The sequence below is a fragment of the Vibrio sp. A1-b2 genome, from assembly GCF_021726015.1.
GTDB lineage: Bacteria > Pseudomonadota > Gammaproteobacteria > Enterobacterales > Vibrionaceae > Vibrio > Vibrio diazotrophicus.
In genome coordinates this window covers 1-21,554 of record NZ_JAKKCI010000016.1, presented here as the reverse complement: position 1 = coordinate 21,554, position 21,554 = coordinate 1, and the positions used below count along the sequence as shown (strand labels likewise).

Sequence of the window (21,554 nt, the reverse complement as noted above, 5' to 3'; positions counted from 1 at the left end):
TCGTAGCCTCTAGTGGCTGGTAAAAATATTCAGAATCCAACATGATGAAGACAATTGTCGGGGTAGATCTAGCCAAAAGAGTGATTCAAGTTTGCGTTTATGCGAACAAAAAAGTGCGTTCTAATACTGAAATGACAACGAATGAGTTTACTTCTTGGCTAGCAAATTCAGAACCAGTGACCGTTATATTTGAAGCATGTGGGACTTCGAACTACTGGAAACAGCTTGCAGTATCCTTAGGGCATGATGCTCGATTAATTTCCCCTAAATTAGTAGCCTCAGTGAGGCAAAACCAGAAAACAGACAAAAATGATGCTTTAGCCATAGTTCAAGCTTCCTCGCTACCAGATGTTGCCTTTATTTCAGGAAAATCAATGGAGCAGCAACAGTTGCAATCCGTCATGCGACTAAGGGAGCTAAGTGTCAGACAAAAAACAGCAGCAAAGAATCAGTTAATAGCCTTGTTATCCGAGTTCAATATCAAAGTATCCCAAAAGCATGGTGGGTTAAGGGGAAGTATTGAGTCGACTCTGGAAGATGCAGAGAATGGATTGTCAGGTGAGTTTCGCATGGCTCTTGCTGATGCGTGGGAGCAATACTTATCGTTGGTTGATGCTGTCGATACTTATGATTCATGCCTGGAAAAATCCCTACAGTCTCAGCCTGACTGCAAAAAGTTGCTCAAAATTGAAGGAGTGGGAATGCTAAATGCTGTTAGTTTGTACATTGCGCTCGGATGTGCGGATATCGGTACATTTACTAAAGAATAAGATGCTGCGGCTTGCATAGGTCTTAATCCTATACAGCACTCAACTGGTGGCAAAGCAAAATTGGGCTCTATAGGCAGACGTGTGAAGAACAATATTTTAAGAAGTAAGTCAGTTAATCACTGGAGCAATGGCAGTTGTAAGCCATCTATCTAACAGGTCAAGAGTTATGGCTAAAAGTACTAATAGAACGCCGTGGCAAAAAATGTGCTGCTGTTGCATTGGCAAATAAAAATGTACTAACGGCCTTTGCCATTCTGACACAAGGTACAGAATATAAAGCAGAGCCTATCATGGCTTGATTTTAAAAGTGTCGAAACAGTAAAAATGCATAAAGTAAGATCGAAAATCCGCTAGTCTAAGCAGCCGACAGCGAAGAGTCTCGAACTCGCAGGATAGAATTGCCACTAGCTCGCGTAAATATCATTGAGTCTGAGTTAGCTACTCACCAGAACTCGTACATAAGTACGCATTTATTTCTTGTTTTGAACTTTTTATTGTTGACAAAGGGGAGTCCACATAAGTTGTCACTGTTAAAATTTAACCAGTTTGGGGCGGAAAGAGTGAATTGTGTCTCGTATTCCAGCAGAAAGAAAAGAAGCCATATTGAAGAAGCTACTGCCTCCGTATTCCATGTCAGTGAGCCAGTTATCAAAAGAAGAAGGCATTAGCACCGTGACCCTGTATCATTGGCGGCAGCAACTCAGACATTCAGGAGCTGCAGTGCCAAACAGCAATACTTCAACAGAGCAGTGATATACTCAGACTAAACTTGCCATCGTCGCCGAGACTTACTCGATGACCGAGAATAAACTCAGCCAATATTGCCGTGAAAAAGGTCTATTTCCTGAGCAAGTCCACATCTGGCGCAGCGAATGTATGCAAGGGTTCATGTCGAGTAAAGAGCGAGAAGCGGAAGCAAAAAAGCAGGCCAAAGCGGTTGCCGCTTAGAGCGAGCTTGTCATGAGGTTCAAATTACGTGAGAACCTATCGTCGATGGTATCGACAAGGAGAGGTTCAGGCGGATAAAAGACCGGCCTGTGCCAGACCAGAGCCTGCTAACAAGCTCTCACAGCAAGAGCGTGATGCAATTATCGAGGTGTGTAACAGCCCTGAGTTTGCGAGCTTACCTCCGACTCAAATCGTACCAACACTGCTTGATAAAGGTGAGTATATCGCTTCAGAGTCAAGCTATTATCGAGTGCTAGGCGCTCAAGGACAACTTAACAATCGTGGCCGTCAGCGGACTAGACAAAAGCAAGCGAAGATGGATGAGTTAGGCATAACCTCATCGTATAGCCGCCCAATAGTGAGTGATGACAACCCGTATGTTGAGTCGTTGTTCCGCACGGTAAAGTACATGCCAAGTTGGCCGATAAAGGGCTTTGAAACTCTCGACAGCAGCCGCAGTTGGGTTGAAGCCTTCGTGCGCTGGTACAACACCGAGCACAAGCACAGTAAGCTAAATTATGTCACGCCTTCACAGCGTCACAATGGAAAAGATAAAGAGATCTTGAAGCGCCGAGGTGAGGTATTACTCACTGCAAAACAGCTAAAACCTGAATGCTGGCCTAGTGATATTAGGAACTGTAAGCCAGTTGGTGAAGTCCACCTAAATCCAGAAAGAGAAGCTGCTTAATAAGCAAGCAAATGATGACAACTATCTTGAAAAACGCCGATACTCATAACCATGTATTTCACTATCTTTCAAACGATGTGATTAGAGTTGAAGCGAGCGTGGGCACAGCCATCCCTGCAATCAGGAGAGCTGTCAGAGTTTTATTCACGTTCATAGATTAGATCTCATTTTCCATAATGAAATTTGCAGGCACGGAACGAACGTCCGTGCCTAGTTTCGACGTTATTTGAAGCGGTTATTATTGAAAGCGATTGTTATATAGGTTTGCGTTGAATTGTTTTGCCGCCTCAACCAACTCAACGTATGGTTCATCAGCGATCGTGACAAAACCGATATTGTAGTTTTCGCCATCCCAAGCTCGCCCTGTTGCTGGTGAGTCAAGATATTGAAACCAATGTGCGCCGACAAAATACGGATTATCTACGACGCTTTGCATGTAGTGGGTGTACATCTTCGCACGCTCACTTTGATTAGCGACATTGACAATACCACCATGGAATAGCCCCGTATCCGTAGAACCGAAGTGGAACTCACCAATGACGCTTGGTTTATCTAACTCCGCTAGCCACTTTCTAAAGTGTGCTTTCTTCGAATCGTTCAGATCGTTCGCATATAAGTTGTAACTCATGACGTCCACATATTTCGCAGCACCTCTCGCGATCTCTGGCGTGACACCCCAGTCAGCAAAACGGGCTCCAAGATACATATGGTTTGGTAGTACGCGCTCTAGCTCAGCGTCGACTGTCGAAAAGTATTTATCGGCCAGCAACGTTAGCATATCAGAATAGTCGTCCTTCATGCCTGGATTCAAACTGCTTCGATAATCAAATGACTTGTCAAACTCCTCCCAAGAGCTAACTTGAGTCGTACCCCACGCTTTGTTGAGCGCATTGATTGTCGTGTATTTCTCTTTCAAGTGTTGTGAGAAAGCAGCTTTAGCTGGACTCTCTTTTGCGTCATAGCTCAAGGCATTCACAATCAAACCAAAGTGATTAGCTTCATTCATGACGTTACCCCAGCTGATTTCATTATCAACAAAGATACCGAGTAGCCACGGGTCGTTTTTATCTACCTGTTTGGCAAGCCCTTCCGCCATCGTACGAGTGCTCTTCTTGAACTCTGGGTCGAACGGGTCATGAATTGGCCCCCAGTAATCGTTACCTGTACTAATTCGTTTATGATCACCAGTAATCCAACCATGCACTTCATAAGCCACACGTTCTGTACCGAAGAACATAGGGTCACTCCAGTTACCTAGTGTGGTGAAACCCCAATCTTGCATACGATCAAGCGTCACGTCTCGCCAGATTTCTAACGCATCTTGCTGACTCGTATCGTATTTACGCATTAAATTCGCACGGTAGAAGCTAAATACCTCCCCTTTCTTAAGCGCACCCGAGTGAACATATCCGGCATAGTCATAGTTGATAGCTAACTTATCGTCATAGTCTGGTAGCCAAGTAAACATTGACTTACGCAGCGAGGAAGCAATCAAACGACCCTCTTTCGTTTTTGGTTTATTGTAATCGGTACCTGTAATCGTAACCGTGTCATCCATACGAATATTCGCAAGCCCCGTCATAAAGAACGGATAGCCCTCTGGGTCAACTAGAGTCCATTTGCCATTGAGCTTTTCTGCGCGGAAGAAACCCGTGGCTTCAAGGCGCGGGCCTGCATTCCAACCACCAAACTTACTTCGGTCTGACATCGGTTTAGTATTACCTAGTCGTTCCAGTTCTGCTTTACCTGATTCTCGCAACTCTTCATCGCTATGGATTTTTTCTTTCCAGTCACTGCCAGTAAACTGGCCATACTGATCGACCAAACCCTCATAGCGCGATACATCAGCATCGAGATTAGGAACCAAGCGAATTGAATCAACTACAATGGTTGCGTCTTTTGTAGGGTTCTGTAAGTAAAGTTGTATAGAGACGATGTTCGATAAATCTAAGCTTGTTTCCCCCCAACCGTAGCTGATCGCTTGTGCGCTATACGCTTTCTTTGGTGGCTCACTGCGCATTCCAGAAACGATATGCCCCTCAAGCTGACTCAGTGTCATGTAGTAAGTACTTTTCTCGTTTGGTAGTAAGGTCACGTAGTTCGACATACTGTCTTGTACGCCATCTGCCGTACCTCCCCAGTTTTTATTTTCAGCCTGGTCCACTCGAACGAACATCTGAATAGGGTCACCGGTTGGGTTTTCTATATCGAAAGCGAGGTTGAAGTTGCCTTCATTTGACCAATCCCAAGGGCGATTTGGCATAAATGTGACATTGGGGTACGCGTTATCAGCTTTAAATTTCACTTGTAAACCCAAACCAATGTCTAATTCCACTTTCTTAATAGATGTTGATACACTTCGGTCTGATACAAAGTCCTTTTCTCCAGACTCAAAGCTAGTAATCAACTTCAAGGTTGGGATTGGCCCAGCTTCAACAATTTGCTCTTCTGCTGAAATGAAATCGCCTGTAGCATCGATAAGCTCTAGGTTATCCAAAATGATCGTCTGCTTATCCATTGGGCCTTGAACAAATACTTGCAGCTCGGCTAGTTTACGTAAATTGATGTTTTGGCCATCCCAGTAACCATCTAGACCACGTTTTCCACCGTTAAACAGCATCTCTACTTTTTCAGTGCTATTGGCAGGGATTGTTACAGCGTAATTCAACTGATTCGTCGCCGCGCCCATTTGGCCAACGTTATCTACGATTTTAAAGATGAAAGTGGCTGGCTTGTCAGTTGGGTTCGTGACATCAACCTTGAGACTGCCCTTATTGTTCCAGTTCCACATTCCGCCTTCAGGGAAAAACTTCACATTCGGCCAATATTTGAATTTGTTTGCTTCAGAGACGGAATCAAATGTTACTTTTAGAGCCGAGTAACCAGAGGTTACCCCAACGCCCAAAACCTTCTCCGTTTTTGCATGTGATACTTGTACAATTTTGAAAAAGTTATCTGATTCGAAATTAGGAACGGCAATGCTCGCTTGTTCTTCACGTCCTACAGCAGTTTCAGAGTGTGAACCAGCAGTAAACTGGCAGCCATAAGCACTAAACAGCACGCTCGATAGAATTAGTGTAGTTTTTGTCTTGTTCATTCTCGTTATTATCTTTGTAGGTTGGTGGATATAGATATAAGTGCTCCACGACGTGAGCCGTGGAGACAGCATTTAAAATAAATTTATGTCAGAGTTACCACCACGCTTCAAACATCACACCAGCGGTCAACGCATCCGATTTACCCATTTTAAAACCACCAAGGCCCCATGTATCAAAAACGTCGGTCTCTACATCCTGCTCAGCATAAGTCACATAAAAATTAATTACTGGACGATCCCACTCACCATTTCCGATGTGAAGATTTTGTGCAAGCGTAACTTTGTAACCTGAGTTAGTACCACCTTCACTTGGGTTTACTGCTTTATACTTGATCTGCTCATATCCTGCTTCCAATTGGGTGGATGTGCGCTTGCTCCAGTTATAAGTATTACGAACTATGAATGAATCCCAGTCACTCTGCATCGCCGCTATAGGCATACGTCTTGGATGTGTTGTTTCGCGAGCTTGCTGATCATATTTTTCTGTCTCATGAGCAAATGTATACTCCAAACGATAACGGTCTGTTAATTGATACTTACCATAAAAGAATCCGCCAAGGAGATCACTAGGCACTGGCTGCCACCATTCACGTGTCGCAACTTGTCTAGCTTCACTGCTATAACGCAAGAACAATTGGTGATGCATATTTTCCGCGTTATGGTTAAATTTCAAACCTACTTGATAGGAATCAGGCGCAGCATCCTTATTTTTTTCACTGGTATTAGGGTTGATAACATCACTATCCGGCCCCATGTAAGTGCCATAGTTCAGGTATAATTCACTATTTACTGTATCTGTTATTTCCATACCGCGAAGTGCTGATGAAAATAAGACAGTATCACCTTGGTTCATATCACCATTGGTGTAAGAGTTGTAAAGGTTTCGAGTTACCGACAAATCAAGCGCAGCAAAATCTAAGTCTATTTTCTCAATACCAAAGCCACGGCCATCGCTGGCTAGCGCCTCGTTAACAACCAATGGTGTAGACACACGGTTAACATACTTTTGGCCAGCCCATACCGTAGCGTCCGGCATTGCTGGGAACACGCCAGCAGCGTCAACATAAATCCATTCTGGTACGAAATTGTCAGAGTAACCATTAGATGAGAACATGACATGAACGCCCCAGTTCATATCGTTCATATTTAAGCCATAATCAGACTGCAGCTGTAGCCAGTTTCCATCATTCCCCAACCGCCCCGCAGAAGAATCTGCGTGATATTGACCTGGAAGACGGAAAATGTTGCCACCAGTCCCGGCCCAGTCATAAGCTTGTTCATTCAATACTTCATCATTCGTGAAGCCTGTTCCGTACATTACGTAACCATGAAAAGCTAGTCCCTCTGCTGTATTTGCATTTGTAGACATTGCAAAAATGAGACTGGAACACACTGCAGAGTACTTTAGGATTTTATGTTTCATCTTTTTTCCTTAAAGATTGAGTAAGTAGTAATTGAAGTCTTGAAGCCGGTTTACCAATTCGACCTCAATGTAGGCATTATTACAAAATGGACAACCAATATTCAGTGACAGGTTTAACAATTTACAGCTAAAGATTAACCTAAAGTCATGTATACGCCACCACACAAACTATACACACCAAATAAAAACATTATAAATTAATAAGTTATAGCAATACGGAGTTCAATGTTTACATCAGGTTGTAGAAAATCAACAAATATGGTGATTTTTAAAACTGTGTTATGTATCACTTTATCACCAACCAATCACTGTTTTGATTGTCGGGAAATAGACACAATCAAAAAATTGGTTTACCTTTACTCCAAATTTGTAACTATGCTAGAGAGATATCTCATGAATTCACCTCAGAAAAAACTCAGTTTGGCAAGTTTGCGCGCGATCGAGCGCGGCTACGACCGTCGCGGTCCTGAATGGTTAATTGAATTTGATGTTCAAGAATTAAAAGGTGACTTTGCTTATCAGGAAGGCGTTATTCGTCGTGACCCTACTGCGGTTATCCAAGTCGATGATTTATATCACTGTTGGTATACAAAAGGTGAAGGCGAAACCAAGGGTTTTACTGGCAACCCAGATGACAAAGTTTTCCCTTGGGATAAGACTGAAGTTTGGCATGCGACTTCAGTTGATGGCATTACCTGGGAAGAGCAAGGCGCAGCAATTCAAGTTGGCAAACCTGGTTCTTATGATGATCGAGCTGTGTTTACGCCTGAAGTTCTTGTCCACGAAGGACTTTATTACCTTGTTTACCAAACCGTCCAATCACCGTATACCAATCGTCAATTTGAAGAAATTGCTCTAGCTTGGTCTGACAGCCCATTTGGCCCTTGGACAAAATCTAACGCACCGATTCTAAGCCCTGAAAAAGATGGCGAATGGGAGGGAGATGAAGACAATCGTTTCCGTGTCAGTTCTAAAGGCAGCTTTGACAGCCATAAGGTGCACGACCCTTGCCTGATGCACTTCAATGATAAGTTTTATCTATACTACAAAGGTGAAACCATGGGAGAGAGCATGAATATGGGAGGTCGAGAGATTAAACATGGCGTAGCAATCGCCGACAATATTCTTGGGCCTTACGTCAAGTCTGAATACAACCCGATCTCAAACTCTGGCCACGAAGTGGCTGTTTGGCATCATAACGGTGGTATTGCTTCGCTTATTACTACTGACGGCCCAGAGAAAAATACGATTCAGTGGGCAGAAGATGGTATTAATTTCGAAATCATGTCTCACATCAAGGGCGCACCAGAGGCGCTTGGTATCTTCCGAGACAAAGATGAAGACAGCTTCGAAGCACCCGGCTTAAACTGGGGTCTTTGCCATAAATATGACTCAAGCTGGAACTGGAACTACATCTGTCGTTACCGAGTGAAGCGTCAAATCTTAGATGCTGGAACCTTCCAAAATAGTAATTAATTGATACTGTGCACTGGTTCTGTCCTGAGCCAGTGCTTTCAAAAACTAGTGACAAGTTCTCCTCTCCACTGTCCAGCTGGTCACTGGTGATGTCGTTTATCGACCTAAAACTAAGGATAGCCTGATGAACCCTTCCCCTAGACATGCTTGTCTGTTTAACCACGACTGGTTCTTTCAACTCAACGAAGAGCACCCTCAACCCGATGACTGGAATCCAATCACTCTTCCTCATGATTGGAGCATATCGTTGCCATTTAGCGAACAATACGATGGCGCGACTGGCTACTTACCTGGTGGTGTAGGTTGGTATAGAAAAACGTTTACCCATCCACTTTCCGACAAATTTAAGCGCTGTTTCATCCATTTTGATGGAATATACAATAACTCAGAGATCATACTTAACGGAAATCTAATCCATAAGCAGAACTATGGCTACTCTCCGTTCGTTCTCGACATTACGCCGTTCCTCAATGACACCAATGAAATCGTGATCAAAGTTGACCGACGTCGTTATGTTGATAGTCGCTGGTACACAGGTTCCGGTATCTATCGTGATGTTGAACTTATTCTTACCGGAGAACACTATTCTCCTCTTTGGTCTAACATCATCGAGGCAAAAATCGGAGACGCAGATCGTCGTCTTGGGACGATTAATCAATCTGTTACTCTCTGTTCACCTGAACCAGAACATGCAGCAATTGGTCGACTCGTCACACAAGTCATCGATTTGCAGTCACTTACAGTCGTGAATGAAAACCGAACTGACTTTACTCCCTCTGCGTGCACTTTAGTTAACCTATCCATTGATGTGAACCAGCCTCGCCTCTGGTCTCCAGGCGCTCCGAATCTTTATCGCGTCGTGAGCAAAATTTATATTAATGATATCTGGGTAGAGGAATTAAAAGTGCATACCGGATTTCGCAGTATCGAGTTTAAGTCCGAATCAGGTTTCTACTTAAATGGTCAATCAACAAAAATTAAAGGGGTTTGCCTTCATCATGACGGTGGCTTGGTCGGCGCAGCGGTACCCGATGAAATCTGGGTTCGTCGCTTAAACAAACTCAAAGCCTGCGGTGTTAATGCAATACGGATCGCACACAATCCAGCCTCTAAGCGTCTACTTAACCTTTGTGACCAACTCGGATTTCTAGTCCAAGATGAGTTCTTTGATGAGTGGGACAACCCGAAAGATAAACGCCTAAACATGAATGAACAGCACCATGACTTTATCAGTCGTGGATATACAGAACATTTTCTGCGAGATGCTGAGCGGGATCTTAAAAACACAATAAGTTCACATATTAACCACCCTTGTATTTTTATGTGGAGTATTGGTAACGAGATAGAGTGGACTTATCCACGTAATGTCGAAGCTACTGGGTTCTTTGATGCCAAATGGGATGGAAATTACTTTTGGAGCCTTCCACCACATAGCCCTGAGCAAATCCAACAGTACCTCACTGAGCTGCCAAACATTGGAGCCGATATTGGTCAAACCGCGCAACAACTGTCTCGATGGGTCAAACAACTTGACTCAACTCGCCCTGTCACAGCCAACTGCATTTTGCCATCCGCAAGTTATCTATCTGGTTATGCAGACGCGTTAGACGTCATAGGCTTTAGTTACCGGCGCATGGTGTACGACTATGGCCACGAACACTACCCTCACCTGCCTATAATCGGTAACGAAAACCTACCTCAATGGCATGAATGGAAAGCCGTATTAGAACGCAAACATGTCGCCGGGTTGTTTCTTTGGACAGGCATAAACTACATGGGTGAATCTCACGGCAAATGGCCAATAAGAACAACGGACAGTGGTTTACTTGATGCTGCTGGCTTTGAAAAGCCAAGCTACGCGCTATTTCGATCGCTTTGGAATGACAAGCCGTTCGTACGAGGCTTTACTGTTTCAGCGAATGAAACAGACTATGTTCTCGATAAAACGGCGTTTTCAGCATTTGAAAAAGACCCACAGGCGTGGCAAACAAAGCTTTGGGTATGGGACAAACGCCACACTCATTGGAACTATATGGAAAATGAATGGGTTGTCGTTGAAGCGTACAGTAACTGCGATGAAGTAGAACTTGCCATAAGTGGGCTCAGTTTTGGGCGGCTCAAGCTCGGGGAGCAACATGATCGCGTTTTTCGTTGGGTTGTCCCCTTTGAGCATGGCGCCCTCACTCTGAATGCTTTTAATCAGGGAGAACTCGTGACTCAACACACCATCCATACTTCAGAAAATGCCTCTACGCTGAGCATCGTTGATGAGACTGATGATAAAGAAGCTGAATATCGCCAACTTGTCATTCAACTCAAAGACCGTGTAGGTCGCAATGTCACACACAATGAGCATCAATTAAGCTTTGATGTCGAAGGCTGCGAGTGGATCGGATGCGACAATGGACACGAGGCCAATATCACGCCACACACCGAAAAAAACCTTACTACTTATCAAGGAAAGGCTCTCGTAATCGTAAAACGTTATCCGAATCAAAATGGACAAATCACCATTTGCATCGACGATGGAGTCACTATGACGCACATCCTATAAACGTAAGTAGAAACCTGGGCACACTTTTCAAAGCACTTACAGTGAGATCCCCCTCAAAATAAGTCAACCAATAAAGTTAATTTAGTTGACCAATTTATTCATTTGTAAATATAGTCTTTATATACAAATAAGGAGCCACTATGAGCAGGATAGAATTAGACCTCAGCGGAAATCGCTGGCAAATGGAAAGAATGCGCCCAGGTCAAGGCGTGATTGAAGAACTTCATCTGCTTCCCGCAGAGTATCAAGGCACGCATTTCAGCTGGAACTTCGCAAAAGTGCCAGGGGATGTGTATTCAGATTTACATCGTGCAAATGAAATAGATGACCCGTATTTTGGTCGAAACATGCACCGAGCCAAGTGGGCAGCCGAATACGAATGGTGGTACTGCCGCCGCTTTGCCCTACCAGCGGAGATGCAAGGAAAAAACATTTCCCTACTGTTTGAAGGAGTCGACTACAGCTGTGAAGTATGGTTGAACGGTCATTTCCTTGGATCACATGAAGGAATGTTTTCTGAATTTGAGTTTGATATCTCAGGGGCTGCCAATTTTGCGGATTGGAGAGACGGCTCAAACATGTTGATGGTCAAGCTTAACCCTCCCCCTAAAAACTACCGCAACTGTGGTGGCAAGAAAGTAAACTTCTCTGGCGACTATTTTTCTGGCCTAGTGCCTTTTGGTATTTGGCGTCCCGTGAAAGTCGTCGCGACAGACAGCGTAAAATTGGACGCTATTCGCACTGATGTGAACGTTCAGCAAGACAACTTCGCGACTTTGAATGTGTGTGCAGAGCTAAGCAGCATGGGACCTTCAAGCAAGTCCATCACTCTTACTGCGCTGCTTGAGCCCAAAAACTGTGAGGGAAAATCTTACAGCTTCGAAAAGTCAGTCTCGATATCGCAAGGAAAGTCATATATCGACTTTACTATCGATGCTGACCATGCCAAGCTTTGGTGGCCATGGGACATGGGCGAGCCTAACCTATATGACCTAAGTATTACTCTTCAAGACGAGCAAGGTGAATTGGATAAGCAATCGGAGTCTATTGGTCTAAGAGAAGTGAAAATGGACTTCAACCCTGGATACAGTCGCGAAGAGGCTGAGTATCCATGGACATTTTTTATCAATGGTAAGCGACACTTCTTGCGATCTGCCTGCTGGGGAGGTCAACCTTCTTTTCTCTATGGGCAAAATAATAACGAGAAATATCAGCATCGTTTAGATATGGTAAAAGAAGCCAATATCAACAACCTGCGTATTTTTGGCTGGCACCCGCCGGAAGTTCCTGAATTCTATCGCCTGTGTGACGAACTCGGTATTACTGTGTGGACGAACTTTACACTGGCAACACAAGCCTACCCAAGTGATGAAACATTCATAAACGGTGTGCTGCATGAATGTCGGGAAACCGTCAAACAACGCCGAAACCATCCATCAAACATCTTCTGGATGGGAGGAGAAGAAGTGTTCTTCTCAGGAGCACATGAAGAAAGTGGTAACAAAGCTCTGATGGAAAGAATTGGTGAATGTGTCGCAGAGCTCACTAATGTCCCTTATGGTCTTGCTTCGCCGCTCAGCTCAGAGTCAGCTCAAAATATGGGATTCAAAGCCCACGAGTCTATTCATGCCAATGAACACTACTATCAGGGTGGTGCCGAGTTTATGGAAGAGTACTACCCTGCTCTGGATTGCTGCATCATTCCAGAGCTAACGGCTGCCTCAGCACCCTCTATTGAGAGCTTACGCAAATTCATCCCAGAGAACGAGCTTTGGCCAATGGGCCCAAGTTGGGCATACCACTGGGCAGATATTGATATTCTTAAGAACCTAAATTTTGAAGTATTTAATGATTATAAGATGGGATCACTGGAGGAGTTTGTAGAAGCCACTCAAATCGCTCAGGGTACTGTTATCCAATTTGCACTTGAGACATACCGTCGCCGCAAATCCAAAATGAGTGGGGTTGCTTTATGCCACTTCATTACCCATGTCCCTGATATCAAGTGGGGTGTCGTCGACTTCTATGGTCAAAAGAAAATCAGTTTCGACTATTTGAAGCGAACTTATCAGCCACTGCTACCAAGCCTTGAGTTCAAGCAACGTCGTTGGAAAGCGGGTACTGAGTTTACCGCACAGTTGTGGACGGTGAACGATTACCACAAAGATCTAAAAAACCTCACTCTTAAGTGGGAAATACAGGTACCTAAGCATACACCTGTTGAGTCTGGTGAAGTATCGTTAGACAGCTTGGCGGATTCAAGTACTGAAGTTGGTACGATCGCTTGGAGAGTTCCTAGCAATGCAGTAGATAGTTTTACCGTCAACCTCACTCTAGTCGATAACGGCGGTAAAGTATTAGCAACAAACGAGTATGTCCTTCTTATCGGTGACCAACAGCAAGCAAAAGAACAGAGCCTTGCATATTTAGCACAAGCCAAAGAGCGTCTTGAAGAGCATGGTCATTGCATCTATCGCTACTGGCCAGAAATGTGGGACAACAGAGAATAACCTTTAAAACTAACCCTATTATTGCCCTCAGTTGAGGGCATTTTCCATTTTAACCTATGTCGTTTCCCTTAGAGTTCTGACGCTAACTAAAGCCCTAATTGTTCTGTGATCTTATGTGCTGTTGAGAGCAATTGGTTCGATATCTCCGCGTTCTCAACAAGCTTCGGCTTCACATCCAGTAGAGAGACAGTAAGCGATGCGATGACAGTGCCTTCACGTCGCCCGATCAATACTGATTTCTCTTCAATGTTTGGAATAAACGGACTCTCGCCACTAAGCACTTCGCAAACACCCACTTGCTCAATTTCGTCGAGCGCATGCTCTTGGTTTTCTCGAGATAACGCTTGAAATAACGTGTCACGTTCCAAAATCATCCATCTTACTTCATCGTTACTGTTCGCTAATAGTATTCTACCTGGGCAAGAAGACAGTGTTGGAATGAGAGTGCCTTCAGCCATATTGACCGAGACTGAGTTGTGACTCGCAGCACGAATGATGACCATCGTCTGACTTTGATAAAGCATTGTCAGATAACACGAGTAACCTGTAGAAAAAGCGAGATCTTCCATATGCGGTAAAGCACACTGCCTAACCTTATCGACGGGATCAATACGCCTTGATAAGTGATAGAGACGCAACGACACACGATACTTTCCGGATGCATCATCACGATGAAGGTAGCCTCTATGCTCAAGTCCAATCAGCACTCGATATATCTCATTGGCACTCCGCTCGAGCGCAATCGCTATCTCTGCTTGTGAGCGTGGGACATCTTGAGATGCCAGATACTCTAGAATGTCTAAACCTTTATCAAGTGCTGGGACCGCATATTTGGTCGAATCCGTTTTCATTGAACTACACCTACTTCCATACACATTAAACCGATGCTTGTATTAATCTTTGTTATAAATAAAAAAGAGGCAAAGTGAACTTTGCCTCAAAAGGATAGGACATTCATTGATGGAAAGATTAGCCGAAGTTAACGTAGAACGTCTTCTTCTCAAGGTATTGCTCAAAACCGTACTTGCCGTCTTCACCGCCAGTGCCACTTAGTTTATAGCCATTATGGAAACCTTGATGCTGCTCTCCGTGGCCACGGTTTACATAAATTTCACCACACTCTAGCTCATGCGTTAGACGGTGAACATACTTCATATTTTGAGTACAGATCATCGTCGCAAGACCATATTCGCTGTCATTTGCGTAGCCAATCACTTCCTCAAAAGTATCAAACTTGATCACTGGTAAGATCGGGCCAAACGCTTCTTCATGTACAATTGTCATTGATTGTTGTACATCACCTAGAATCGTTGGTTCAAACCAGAAGCCTTTATCAAACTCACCACCAGTGATTCGCTTGCCACCGTGAAGAAGCTTAGCGCCTTCACTCAATGCTTGTGCCACCAGCTCTTCCATATGGTCAAGTTCCCGCTTGTTAACTTTTGGCCCCATATCAGACTTAGGGTCCATAGGGTTACCAACTTTGATAGCTTGAACCTTCTCCATAAAGATAGCCATAAACTCATCATAAACGCTGCTGTGCACATACATGCGCTCATTACATGTACATACCTGACCACAGTTATCAAAACGAGAGTGAAGTGCCGCTGCTGCTGCTTGCTCTAGATCAGCATCTTCCATCACAATAAACGGTGCTTTACCACCCAGCTCTAGCTGCACGTGCGCCATGTTATTCGCAGAAGCCTTAATGATCTGTTGACCAACCGGTGTCGAGCCCGTCATTGTCACCATATTCGTGTCGCGATGTCCTGTTAATGCACCACCTAGACTCGCACCACCACCAGTTACGATGTTGAGAACACCTGCAGGAATTCCGACTTTATCTGCAATATGACCAAGTTCTAAAGTAGCAAGTGGAGTTTCCGATGTTGGTTTGACCACAATCGCATTACCGGCAACCAGTGCAGGGCCAATCTTACGACCCGCTAGCGCGAATGGGAAGTTCCATGCTGTGATAGCAACAACCACACCACGCGGAATTTTCTGAATCCAAATATGCTCGTTTTCGTTATCCGACTGAACAATGTCTCCGTCCATTTGGCGAGCCCAATCACATGCATACTCGATAAATGATGCAGCCACATCCACTTCGCCCAATGCCACACGGTGCAATTTGCCCTGCTCACTCACCAATAGCTCAGCTAAGTACTCACGATTGTTTCTAATTTCTTGAGCAAACTGACGCATCAGCTCAGCGCGCTGTCGGGCAGGGAGACGCTTCCACTCGGCTTGAGCTCGTTTCGCTGCACTCAAAACAAGCTCTGCATCTGCTTGGTCGCCATCTTGAATTTCAGCAACCACTTCCTCGGTTGATGGATTGATAACCTGGTCTATCTTGCCGTTTACGGCATCGATCCATTGGCCATCGACATACATTTGGTAACGTTTCATAGCTGTTCCTACTCTAAACTAGTGATAACTGCCACCTAACGACTGGGCAGCCAAAACATTAATTGGTTTACCACATTCTAAGTATTAACCAACCAGTTTAGTGTGCGCGAAATCTAACTTTTGTAGATTAGCCGCAATTAAATCGGCTGGTTAGCTCATTTTCTAGTCAGCTCTCTAAACCTCTTGAGCGAAAAACAGATCATCAAGCTCTGCTGTTGAACCTTCTGTGCTAACGAGTTTCATTAACTCTTGTCGACTGTGCTCAATATGTTGCCACACCGCCATCTTTGCCTCATCCGACGAGCGTTTTTGCAGTGCAATCAATATTCGTTTGTGGTCTTCTATCCACGCGGTTTTTAGTGCGGATTCATGAAGGTACTTATAATTAAGCTCTCGCCACAACGGGTTCTGTATTCGAACCGAACTCCACATCTGAGTCGCCTGATTAATCAGGACTCGATTTTGAGTTGATTCAGCAATCATTTGATGAAACTTTTGGTCTAGCTCTTCAAACTTCGTACTATCTCCATCGATCTCACTTTCCTGCTGAGTCAGTACTCTTTTCAACTCTTGTAACTCGTTAAACTTTATCTGTGTCGCGGCAAACGCGGCGATGTTACTTTCTATAACTTGGCGGGCTTGAAGCAGTTCGAAGGGGCCGATGTCACTCTTCGGTATCAGAAGTGAATGGCGGGTTTCATCTGGAGAGTCAATAAAGTAGATACCAGCGCCCTGTTTGACGTCGACTAATCCTTTCAGCTCCAACATGATAATAGCCTCACGAATGGTCGCGCGGCTTGTCTCAAACCTCTCACTGAGCTCCCTTTCAGAAGGAAGCCTTTCTCCAGCTTTGAATACGCCGGAATATAGCAACTCTTCTATTTGTGTTCCTACATCAAAATATCTTCTTCTATTACTTCCTAGCTCTGCCATAACTCTAATCGCCCTAAATCCATTGCCACTGGTCAACAAGTAGTTTCAGTATCAATGCATAAATTTATCTCATTTCCTTGTCACTTTCGGTAAAAAGTGACACAAATATTGACAAACAACCAGAAAAAACACCAATTTAGCATTAATAATAAGACAAATAACAAGAAATGGACAACCAATTATAATTCATTTAGTTCATATGGTTGACCAAATGATGTCAAGGGTTTATCTTAAATGACGACAGTGGTACATATTTACTCGTATCAGTAGTCAGAGGACCTTGTAGCAGGTTATGTACATTGGGGGTACTATCTGCATTTTGCCCTGAATCAAAAGTTCAGGGCTTTCTTTTGGCTGGAAATAATGTTTGTTAACCTTTAGTTGTTCTTTTCTGATAGAGAATTGGTGAGTTAGGTATTATGTCATCGTATAGCCACCCAAGAGTCGGCGATGACAACCCGAATGTCGAGTCGTTGATCCGCAAGGAAAAGTACATGCCAAGCTTGTACAAAAAGGATTTTGAAACTCTCAACCGCAGTCGAAGGTAGGTTGAAGCCTTCGTGCTCTGTTACAACACCTAGTACATGCACAGTAAGCTAAGTTAGCTCACTGCGTCACAATGGAAAAGATGAAGACGTCTTATAGCGCCGCGCCGAGGTATTAATTTCAGCAAAACGTCTAAACCCAGAGCGCTGACCTGGCGAAATCAGAAACTGTAAACCAGTTGATGAAGTCCGCCTACATCCAGAAAGAGAAGTTGCTTAACAAGCCAGCAAATGATGACAACTACCTTGAAAAACGCCGACTGCTGTCGTCTGTATTCTCCTGAAAATCAATGTAAAGCTATCATCGCCTGGTTCATCACTTGTTGATGGTCAGAAAGATGCGTGATTTGTTCATAAGATCAGCATGTATAAAAGCAATTGTAATTATTAAACTAGAACTCAAAACTCTCAGTATGAATCTGTCCAGCAGGGACGCCTATTGATACCAAGTATTCTGTCATATCTCTCATAAATTGTGTTGGTCCACATACATACGCTTGCTGGCTAGTAGTATTTGACACCATTTTTTTCAAAGCCTCTTTTGTTAAACGACCCTCTTTACTGCTGATAACATGGATGTATTGGAAGTGAGGATACTGTTTTGAACGTCGAAGCAGCTCTGATTGACTAATAAGATCCTTTTCATATCTTTCTATGTGAATCATGGTAATGTCGGTTTGGTCTTGCAACGAAAAGGCTCCAATCCCTCGAATCATTGCCAGGTTAGGTGTAATACCAATACCTGCACTCAAAAGCAATAAGTGCTTAGGCACTGTAGGTTTTTGTGTATTTTCATCAACTGACACCGCAGTCATCTCACCTTGAATACCAAGTAACTTTACCTCCATCCCAACTTCTGCATAGCCATGTAGCCAGTTTGTTACCAATCCATTTGGCATACGCTTTACGGTAATATCTAATGTGTTATCACCGTTAATACTATTGGGTGTTTCCGATAGTGTCCAAGTGCGAACTTCGATAGCTTCACCACCGGGAATATTATTAAACTCAAAAGTTGCATATTGTCCCGGAAGAAATGCGATACGTCTGGGTATCACAAAACGAAACGTTTTAACATTTTCGGTTTCGTCAACGATTTTAGCCAAGGTTGCCACTTGTGGGTATTCACTTTCAGTGTCGACGTTTCCTGTACCTGACACTACAGGATTGTATGGCGAATAATCTAAACGCTTCCAACGATGATTGGTTACTTCATTCGTTCGAACCAAATTTGTAATGTGAAAAACTATTTTTCTTGAAGCTCCCTCGTAACTGCCATCGTGCTCCCAATCGACCGTTGCACGACCAGTCATTTGAATAATGCTACCAGACTCAAAATCAACGAGTGTCACCCCAGCCCTCTCATAAGATTCCAGATTGCCAGAGGTGAAAAACGTTCCATTCCCTCTATACTCTGGCCACTCTATTGTGGAGGGCGATATGACTCGAATTAAACCAGGTTTGCCTCCTCTATGATTGCAGTCAGTACCTATGCCTGGTGCGTAAGTACCTATCCATAAGGTATCCATCTTTCGGACAAATGTTTGATCATCCTCTGTAAGCCTTGTACGAGTTTCAACCCTAGCATCTTTGTTTAACGAAGGCGTGCCGTCTGAAGCTGGAATTATATCTCGACGATTAATGTATTTAGGACAATTAGGCGAGTATTCAGTAACTTGCAAAAAAACACTATGTTTACCGTTGTCTTCTCCTGCAATAGTATATCCGTTAATTCGGTGCCTAATTCTTCTGTTTAGATCTATACCTAGCAAGGACAATGGCGTACCAGGCTCTATAAAATTAAGCATGTCTAAATTTGGAATACAGTCTCTAGAGATAGCTATTTCCTTTTCTGATATAGCGACCAAATCACCTGATTGGCCAAATAAAGGAGTTACCCATACAGACTCATTTTTCAAATCAACACTGGCGAGCGCGGCAAATGACTGAGCAGCTAAAAACACGTCATGACCAGAAGCAAAACTAAGGGCACTATGCTTACCCGCCGCAAGTTCAGCAGCGACACCTCTGGTTCCCGCTTTATCTTGGGCGGCTAATTCTCCAGGATGATAAGATGAATCAGACATAAAACCTCTTGAGTCTTCCGTTAGTTTATTGGCGTGCTTCATAGTTTTTAAATTAATAGGATTTTCTGCGGCGAAGATCCTATTATTATCAACCATGAAATGGAAATTGATTCAAAATCAGGTAGTGGCACATAAGTAAGCGAGTGCCACTACCTGCTGACTAAATCTCTCAATGGCCCTTCGCTTACCTACTCGAACGTATTCAGCTTTTGTATTAGCTGTCTTATCTTAACGACTCTAACGCCAAACACTCATACTAGGCATAAAGCCCAACCGCGGTGTGAGGCATCGCTTTGAAACCATCAAGATTCTCAATGTTGCTTAGCAGGCGTAGTATATTCGGGTACTTGTCTAGCGAAATGTTTCCTTCAGGTGCATGAGCCACATATGAATAGACGGCGATATCTGCAATAGTTGGTCTACCATCAACCAAAAAGTCTTTAGTTCCAATTAGAGTATTGAGTTTAGTAAGTGCCCTTTCAGCAATAACTTGGCAAAACTGAGCATCCAATGGTGCATTAAAAACTGTAATCAGACGGGCAGCAGCAGGACCAAAAGCTATCTCACCAGCAGCCAGTGTCAAATACTTTTGCACTTCTGCTTCTAGCACTGGGTTTGAAGGAAAAAAGTCTGGTGCATATCGACGAGCCAAGTAAACAAGAATGGCATTTGAATCGCTAATGACAACCTCTCCGTCCTCAATGACTGGAATTTGCCCTAAAGGGTTTAGCCTTAAAAATGGCTCCTTTTTGTGCTCACCGGATGGAAGGTCAACATGAATAATTTCGTGTTTAATACGGGCTATGCTTGCAAATAATTCCACGCGGTGTGCGTGCCCCGACAATGGGAAACTGTGAATACGAATACCATTTGACATTGTGGACTCCTAAACTGATTTGTTTGTCTGTGTATGAAAAGAGTATATAAGGTTTTTACTAGGTTATAATCTACCTATTCATACAAAGATAATGTACATTTTATAGATAATGGCGGCTTTGAGATTCAGAAGGGAAAGTTTTATGGACACTATTGAAGCAATGCGTGTATTTGTTAATGTGGCGCGCCATAAATCCTTTACTCAAGGGGCAAAGCAATCAAACCTGAGTACTAAGCTAGCAAGTAAGTATGTCCGACAACTTGAAAGCAGACTGGATGCACAACTTTTTTATCGATCTACACGCAGCGTGACATTAACTGAAACAGGGCGCGCTTACTATGAGCGTTGCTTACCTATGCTAGAACAGTTTGATGAACTAGAAGACTTGATACAGCACCGCCAAAAAGAACTTTCTGGGTCGATTCGATTGACAGCATCTACGGGGTTTGGAAGCAAAGAATTGATAGAGCCGTTGCTCGCTTTCCAAAAGCAGCACAACGATGTAAGAGTTGAATTACTCTTATCAGATAGTCATATTGCCGTAGTGGAAAAGGGCGTCGATATTGCGATAAGATTTGGTAAACTACAGGACTCGAATTTAATAGCACGTAAACTAAAGGATATGCGGGTAGTATTTTTTGCTTCTCCAGATTATTTGAGTTTAAATGGCCGTCCCTCACATCCTAGAGAGCTGATCGATCATAACTGCCTTCTTTTTCGCAGCTCCAATGATTCGAAAAATTGGCACTTTAATATCGATGGCCAAATCGTCTCTTACCCAGTATCCGGAACTTTTAATACAGACTCTCCTCGGGCAATTACCAATATGTCGAGTGGTGGCTTAGGCATTGGAATTGGACCGTATTACGCCGTAGAACCTCATGTCAAATCGGGTGAGCTAGAATTGCTATTCGAAGGTATGGAGGTGGAACCAATGGGATTATATGTTGTATATCCTGAAAACCGACATTTAACAGCGAGAATTAGAGCCCTAGTGGATCATCTTGTATCTTGGTTTAAAGAATAATAGGTTTATTCTTGCTTGTCATGGTTTTCCTCGTAAGTGATTGTGCTCACTTAAATCTGTACCCCAAACTTCTAGTTCAGATCATCAAACGCAATAGCTTGAAGAAGAAAAATGTAGCCCCTAATTAAGGAAGAAAGCTACATTCCCAGAGCGGCTTTGTTTCCTAAATCATGGAACTAAATCATCAATCTACGATCTCATCAGCTA

At 43.6% G+C, this 21,554-nt stretch carries 11 protein-coding genes and 2 pseudogenes; 6 read left to right on the top strand and 7 right to left on the bottom strand.

What is annotated here, in order from left to right:
* The first annotated feature begins 41 nt into the window (after nucleotides 1–41).
* Nucleotides 42–1,069, top strand: a pseudogene (locus L3V23_RS20385) (IS110 family transposase).
* Nucleotides 1,070–1,337: 268 nt separating this feature from the next.
* Nucleotides 1,338–2,406, top strand: a pseudogene (locus L3V23_RS20380) (integrase core domain-containing protein).
* A 238-nt stretch (nucleotides 2,407–2,644) separates the two neighbouring features.
* Here the strand turns inward: L3V23_RS20380 and L3V23_RS20375 are convergent.
* Together L3V23_RS20375 and L3V23_RS20370 are read right to left on the bottom strand one after the other, a co-directional pair.
* A complete protein-coding gene (locus L3V23_RS20375) occupies nucleotides 2,645–5,503 on the bottom strand; it encodes a beta-galactosidase (protein ID WP_237292871.1) in 2,859 nt (952 codons plus the stop codon).
* Nucleotides 5,504–5,597: 94 nt separating this feature from the next.
* Complete coding sequence (locus tag L3V23_RS20370; RefSeq protein WP_267134839.1) at nucleotides 5,598–6,872, bottom strand: carbohydrate porin; 1,275 nt, start codon at nucleotides 6,870–6,872, stop codon at nucleotides 5,598–5,600.
* Nucleotides 6,873–7,319: 447 nt separating this feature from the next.
* Between L3V23_RS20370 and L3V23_RS20365 the strand changes: the two genes are divergently transcribed.
* The 3 genes from L3V23_RS20365 to L3V23_RS20355 all read left to right on the top strand — a co-directional run bounded on the left by L3V23_RS20365 (nucleotide 7,320) and on the right by L3V23_RS20355 (nucleotide 13,466).
* Nucleotides 7,320–8,402 (top strand): glycosyl hydrolase, encoded by a 1,083-nt coding sequence (locus tag L3V23_RS20365; protein ID WP_237292867.1) that lies wholly within the window; start codon nucleotides 7,320–7,322, stop codon nucleotides 8,400–8,402.
* Between the two features lie 124 nt (nucleotides 8,403–8,526).
* Nucleotides 8,527–10,956, top strand: a complete 2,430-nt coding sequence (locus L3V23_RS20360) for a glycoside hydrolase family 2 TIM barrel-domain containing protein (protein WP_237292865.1) — start codon at nucleotides 8,527–8,529, stop codon at nucleotides 10,954–10,956.
* A 140-nt stretch (nucleotides 10,957–11,096) separates the two neighbouring features.
* Nucleotides 11,097–13,466, top strand: coding sequence for a sugar-binding domain-containing protein (locus L3V23_RS20355; RefSeq protein WP_237292863.1), 2,370 nt, complete (start codon nucleotides 11,097–11,099; stop codon nucleotides 13,464–13,466).
* An 86-nt stretch (nucleotides 13,467–13,552) separates the two neighbouring features.
* On the opposite strand, the gene L3V23_RS20350 is transcribed toward L3V23_RS20355, so the two are convergent.
* From L3V23_RS20350 to L3V23_RS20330, 5 genes are all read right to left on the bottom strand, one after another.
* On the bottom strand, nucleotides 13,553–14,317 hold the full coding sequence (locus tag L3V23_RS20350) for a helix-turn-helix domain-containing protein (RefSeq protein ID WP_237292861.1): 765 nt from the start codon (nucleotides 14,315–14,317) through the stop codon (nucleotides 13,553–13,555).
* 118 nt (nucleotides 14,318–14,435) lie between these two features.
* A complete protein-coding gene (gene aldA / locus L3V23_RS20345; protein ID WP_237292860.1) occupies nucleotides 14,436–15,878 on the bottom strand; it encodes an aldehyde dehydrogenase in 1,443 nt (480 codons plus the stop codon).
* Nucleotides 15,879–16,052: 174 nt separating this feature from the next.
* On the bottom strand, nucleotides 16,053–16,811 hold the full coding sequence (locus tag L3V23_RS20340) for an FCD domain-containing protein (protein WP_237292858.1): 759 nt from the start codon (nucleotides 16,809–16,811) through the stop codon (nucleotides 16,053–16,055).
* A 937-nt stretch (nucleotides 16,812–17,748) separates the two neighbouring features.
* Nucleotides 17,749–19,443 (bottom strand): FAD-binding oxidoreductase, encoded by a 1,695-nt coding sequence (locus L3V23_RS20335; protein ID WP_237292856.1) that lies wholly within the window; start codon nucleotides 19,441–19,443, stop codon nucleotides 17,749–17,751.
* 256 nt (nucleotides 19,444–19,699) lie between these two features.
* Entirely contained in the window at nucleotides 19,700–20,320 is a 621-nt protein-coding gene (locus L3V23_RS20330; RefSeq protein WP_237292854.1) for a glutathione S-transferase, read from the bottom strand.
* A gap of 142 nt (nucleotides 20,321–20,462) precedes the next feature.
* Between L3V23_RS20330 and L3V23_RS20325 the strand changes: the two genes are divergently transcribed.
* Nucleotides 20,463–21,347: a LysR family transcriptional regulator gene (locus tag L3V23_RS20325; RefSeq protein ID WP_237292852.1), complete on the top strand. Its 885-nt coding sequence runs from the start codon at nucleotides 20,463–20,465 to the stop codon at nucleotides 21,345–21,347.
* Nucleotides 21,348–21,554 lie beyond the last annotated feature (207 nt).

What these genes read in the sequence shown, in the direction of transcription:
- L3V23_RS20360 (WP_237292865.1), top strand. Translation starts at nt 8,527, where the DNA reads ATGAACCCTTCCCCTAGACATGCTTGTCTGTTTAACCACGACTGGTTC.
- L3V23_RS20350 (WP_237292861.1), bottom strand. Translation starts at nt 14,317, where the DNA reads ATGAAAACGGATTCGACCAAATATGCGGTCCCAGCACTTGATAAAGGT.
- L3V23_RS20325 (WP_237292852.1), top strand. Translation starts at nt 20,463, where the DNA reads ATGGACACTATTGAAGCAATGCGTGTATTTGTTAATGTGGCGCGCCAT.
- L3V23_RS20375 (WP_237292871.1), bottom strand. Translation starts at nt 5,503, where the DNA reads ATGAACAAGACAAAAACTACACTAATTCTATCGAGCGTGCTGTTTAGT.
- L3V23_RS20335 (WP_237292856.1), bottom strand. Translation starts at nt 19,443, where the DNA reads ATGTCTGATTCATCTTATCATCCTGGAGAATTAGCCGCCCAAGATAAA.
- L3V23_RS20355 (WP_237292863.1), top strand. Translation starts at nt 11,097, where the DNA reads ATGAGCAGGATAGAATTAGACCTCAGCGGAAATCGCTGGCAAATGGAA.
- L3V23_RS20330 (WP_237292854.1), bottom strand. Translation starts at nt 20,320, where the DNA reads ATGTCAAATGGTATTCGTATTCACAGTTTCCCATTGTCGGGGCACGCA.
- L3V23_RS20365 (WP_237292867.1), top strand. Translation starts at nt 7,320, where the DNA reads ATGAATTCACCTCAGAAAAAACTCAGTTTGGCAAGTTTGCGCGCGATC.
- aldA (WP_237292860.1), bottom strand. Translation starts at nt 15,878, where the DNA reads ATGAAACGTTACCAAATGTATGTCGATGGCCAATGGATCGATGCCGTA.
- L3V23_RS20370 (WP_267134839.1), bottom strand. Translation starts at nt 6,872, where the DNA reads ATGTCTACAAATGCAAATACAGCAGAGGGACTAGCTTTTCATGGTTAC.
- L3V23_RS20340 (WP_237292858.1), bottom strand. Translation starts at nt 16,811, where the DNA reads ATGGCAGAGCTAGGAAGTAATAGAAGAAGATATTTTGATGTAGGAACA.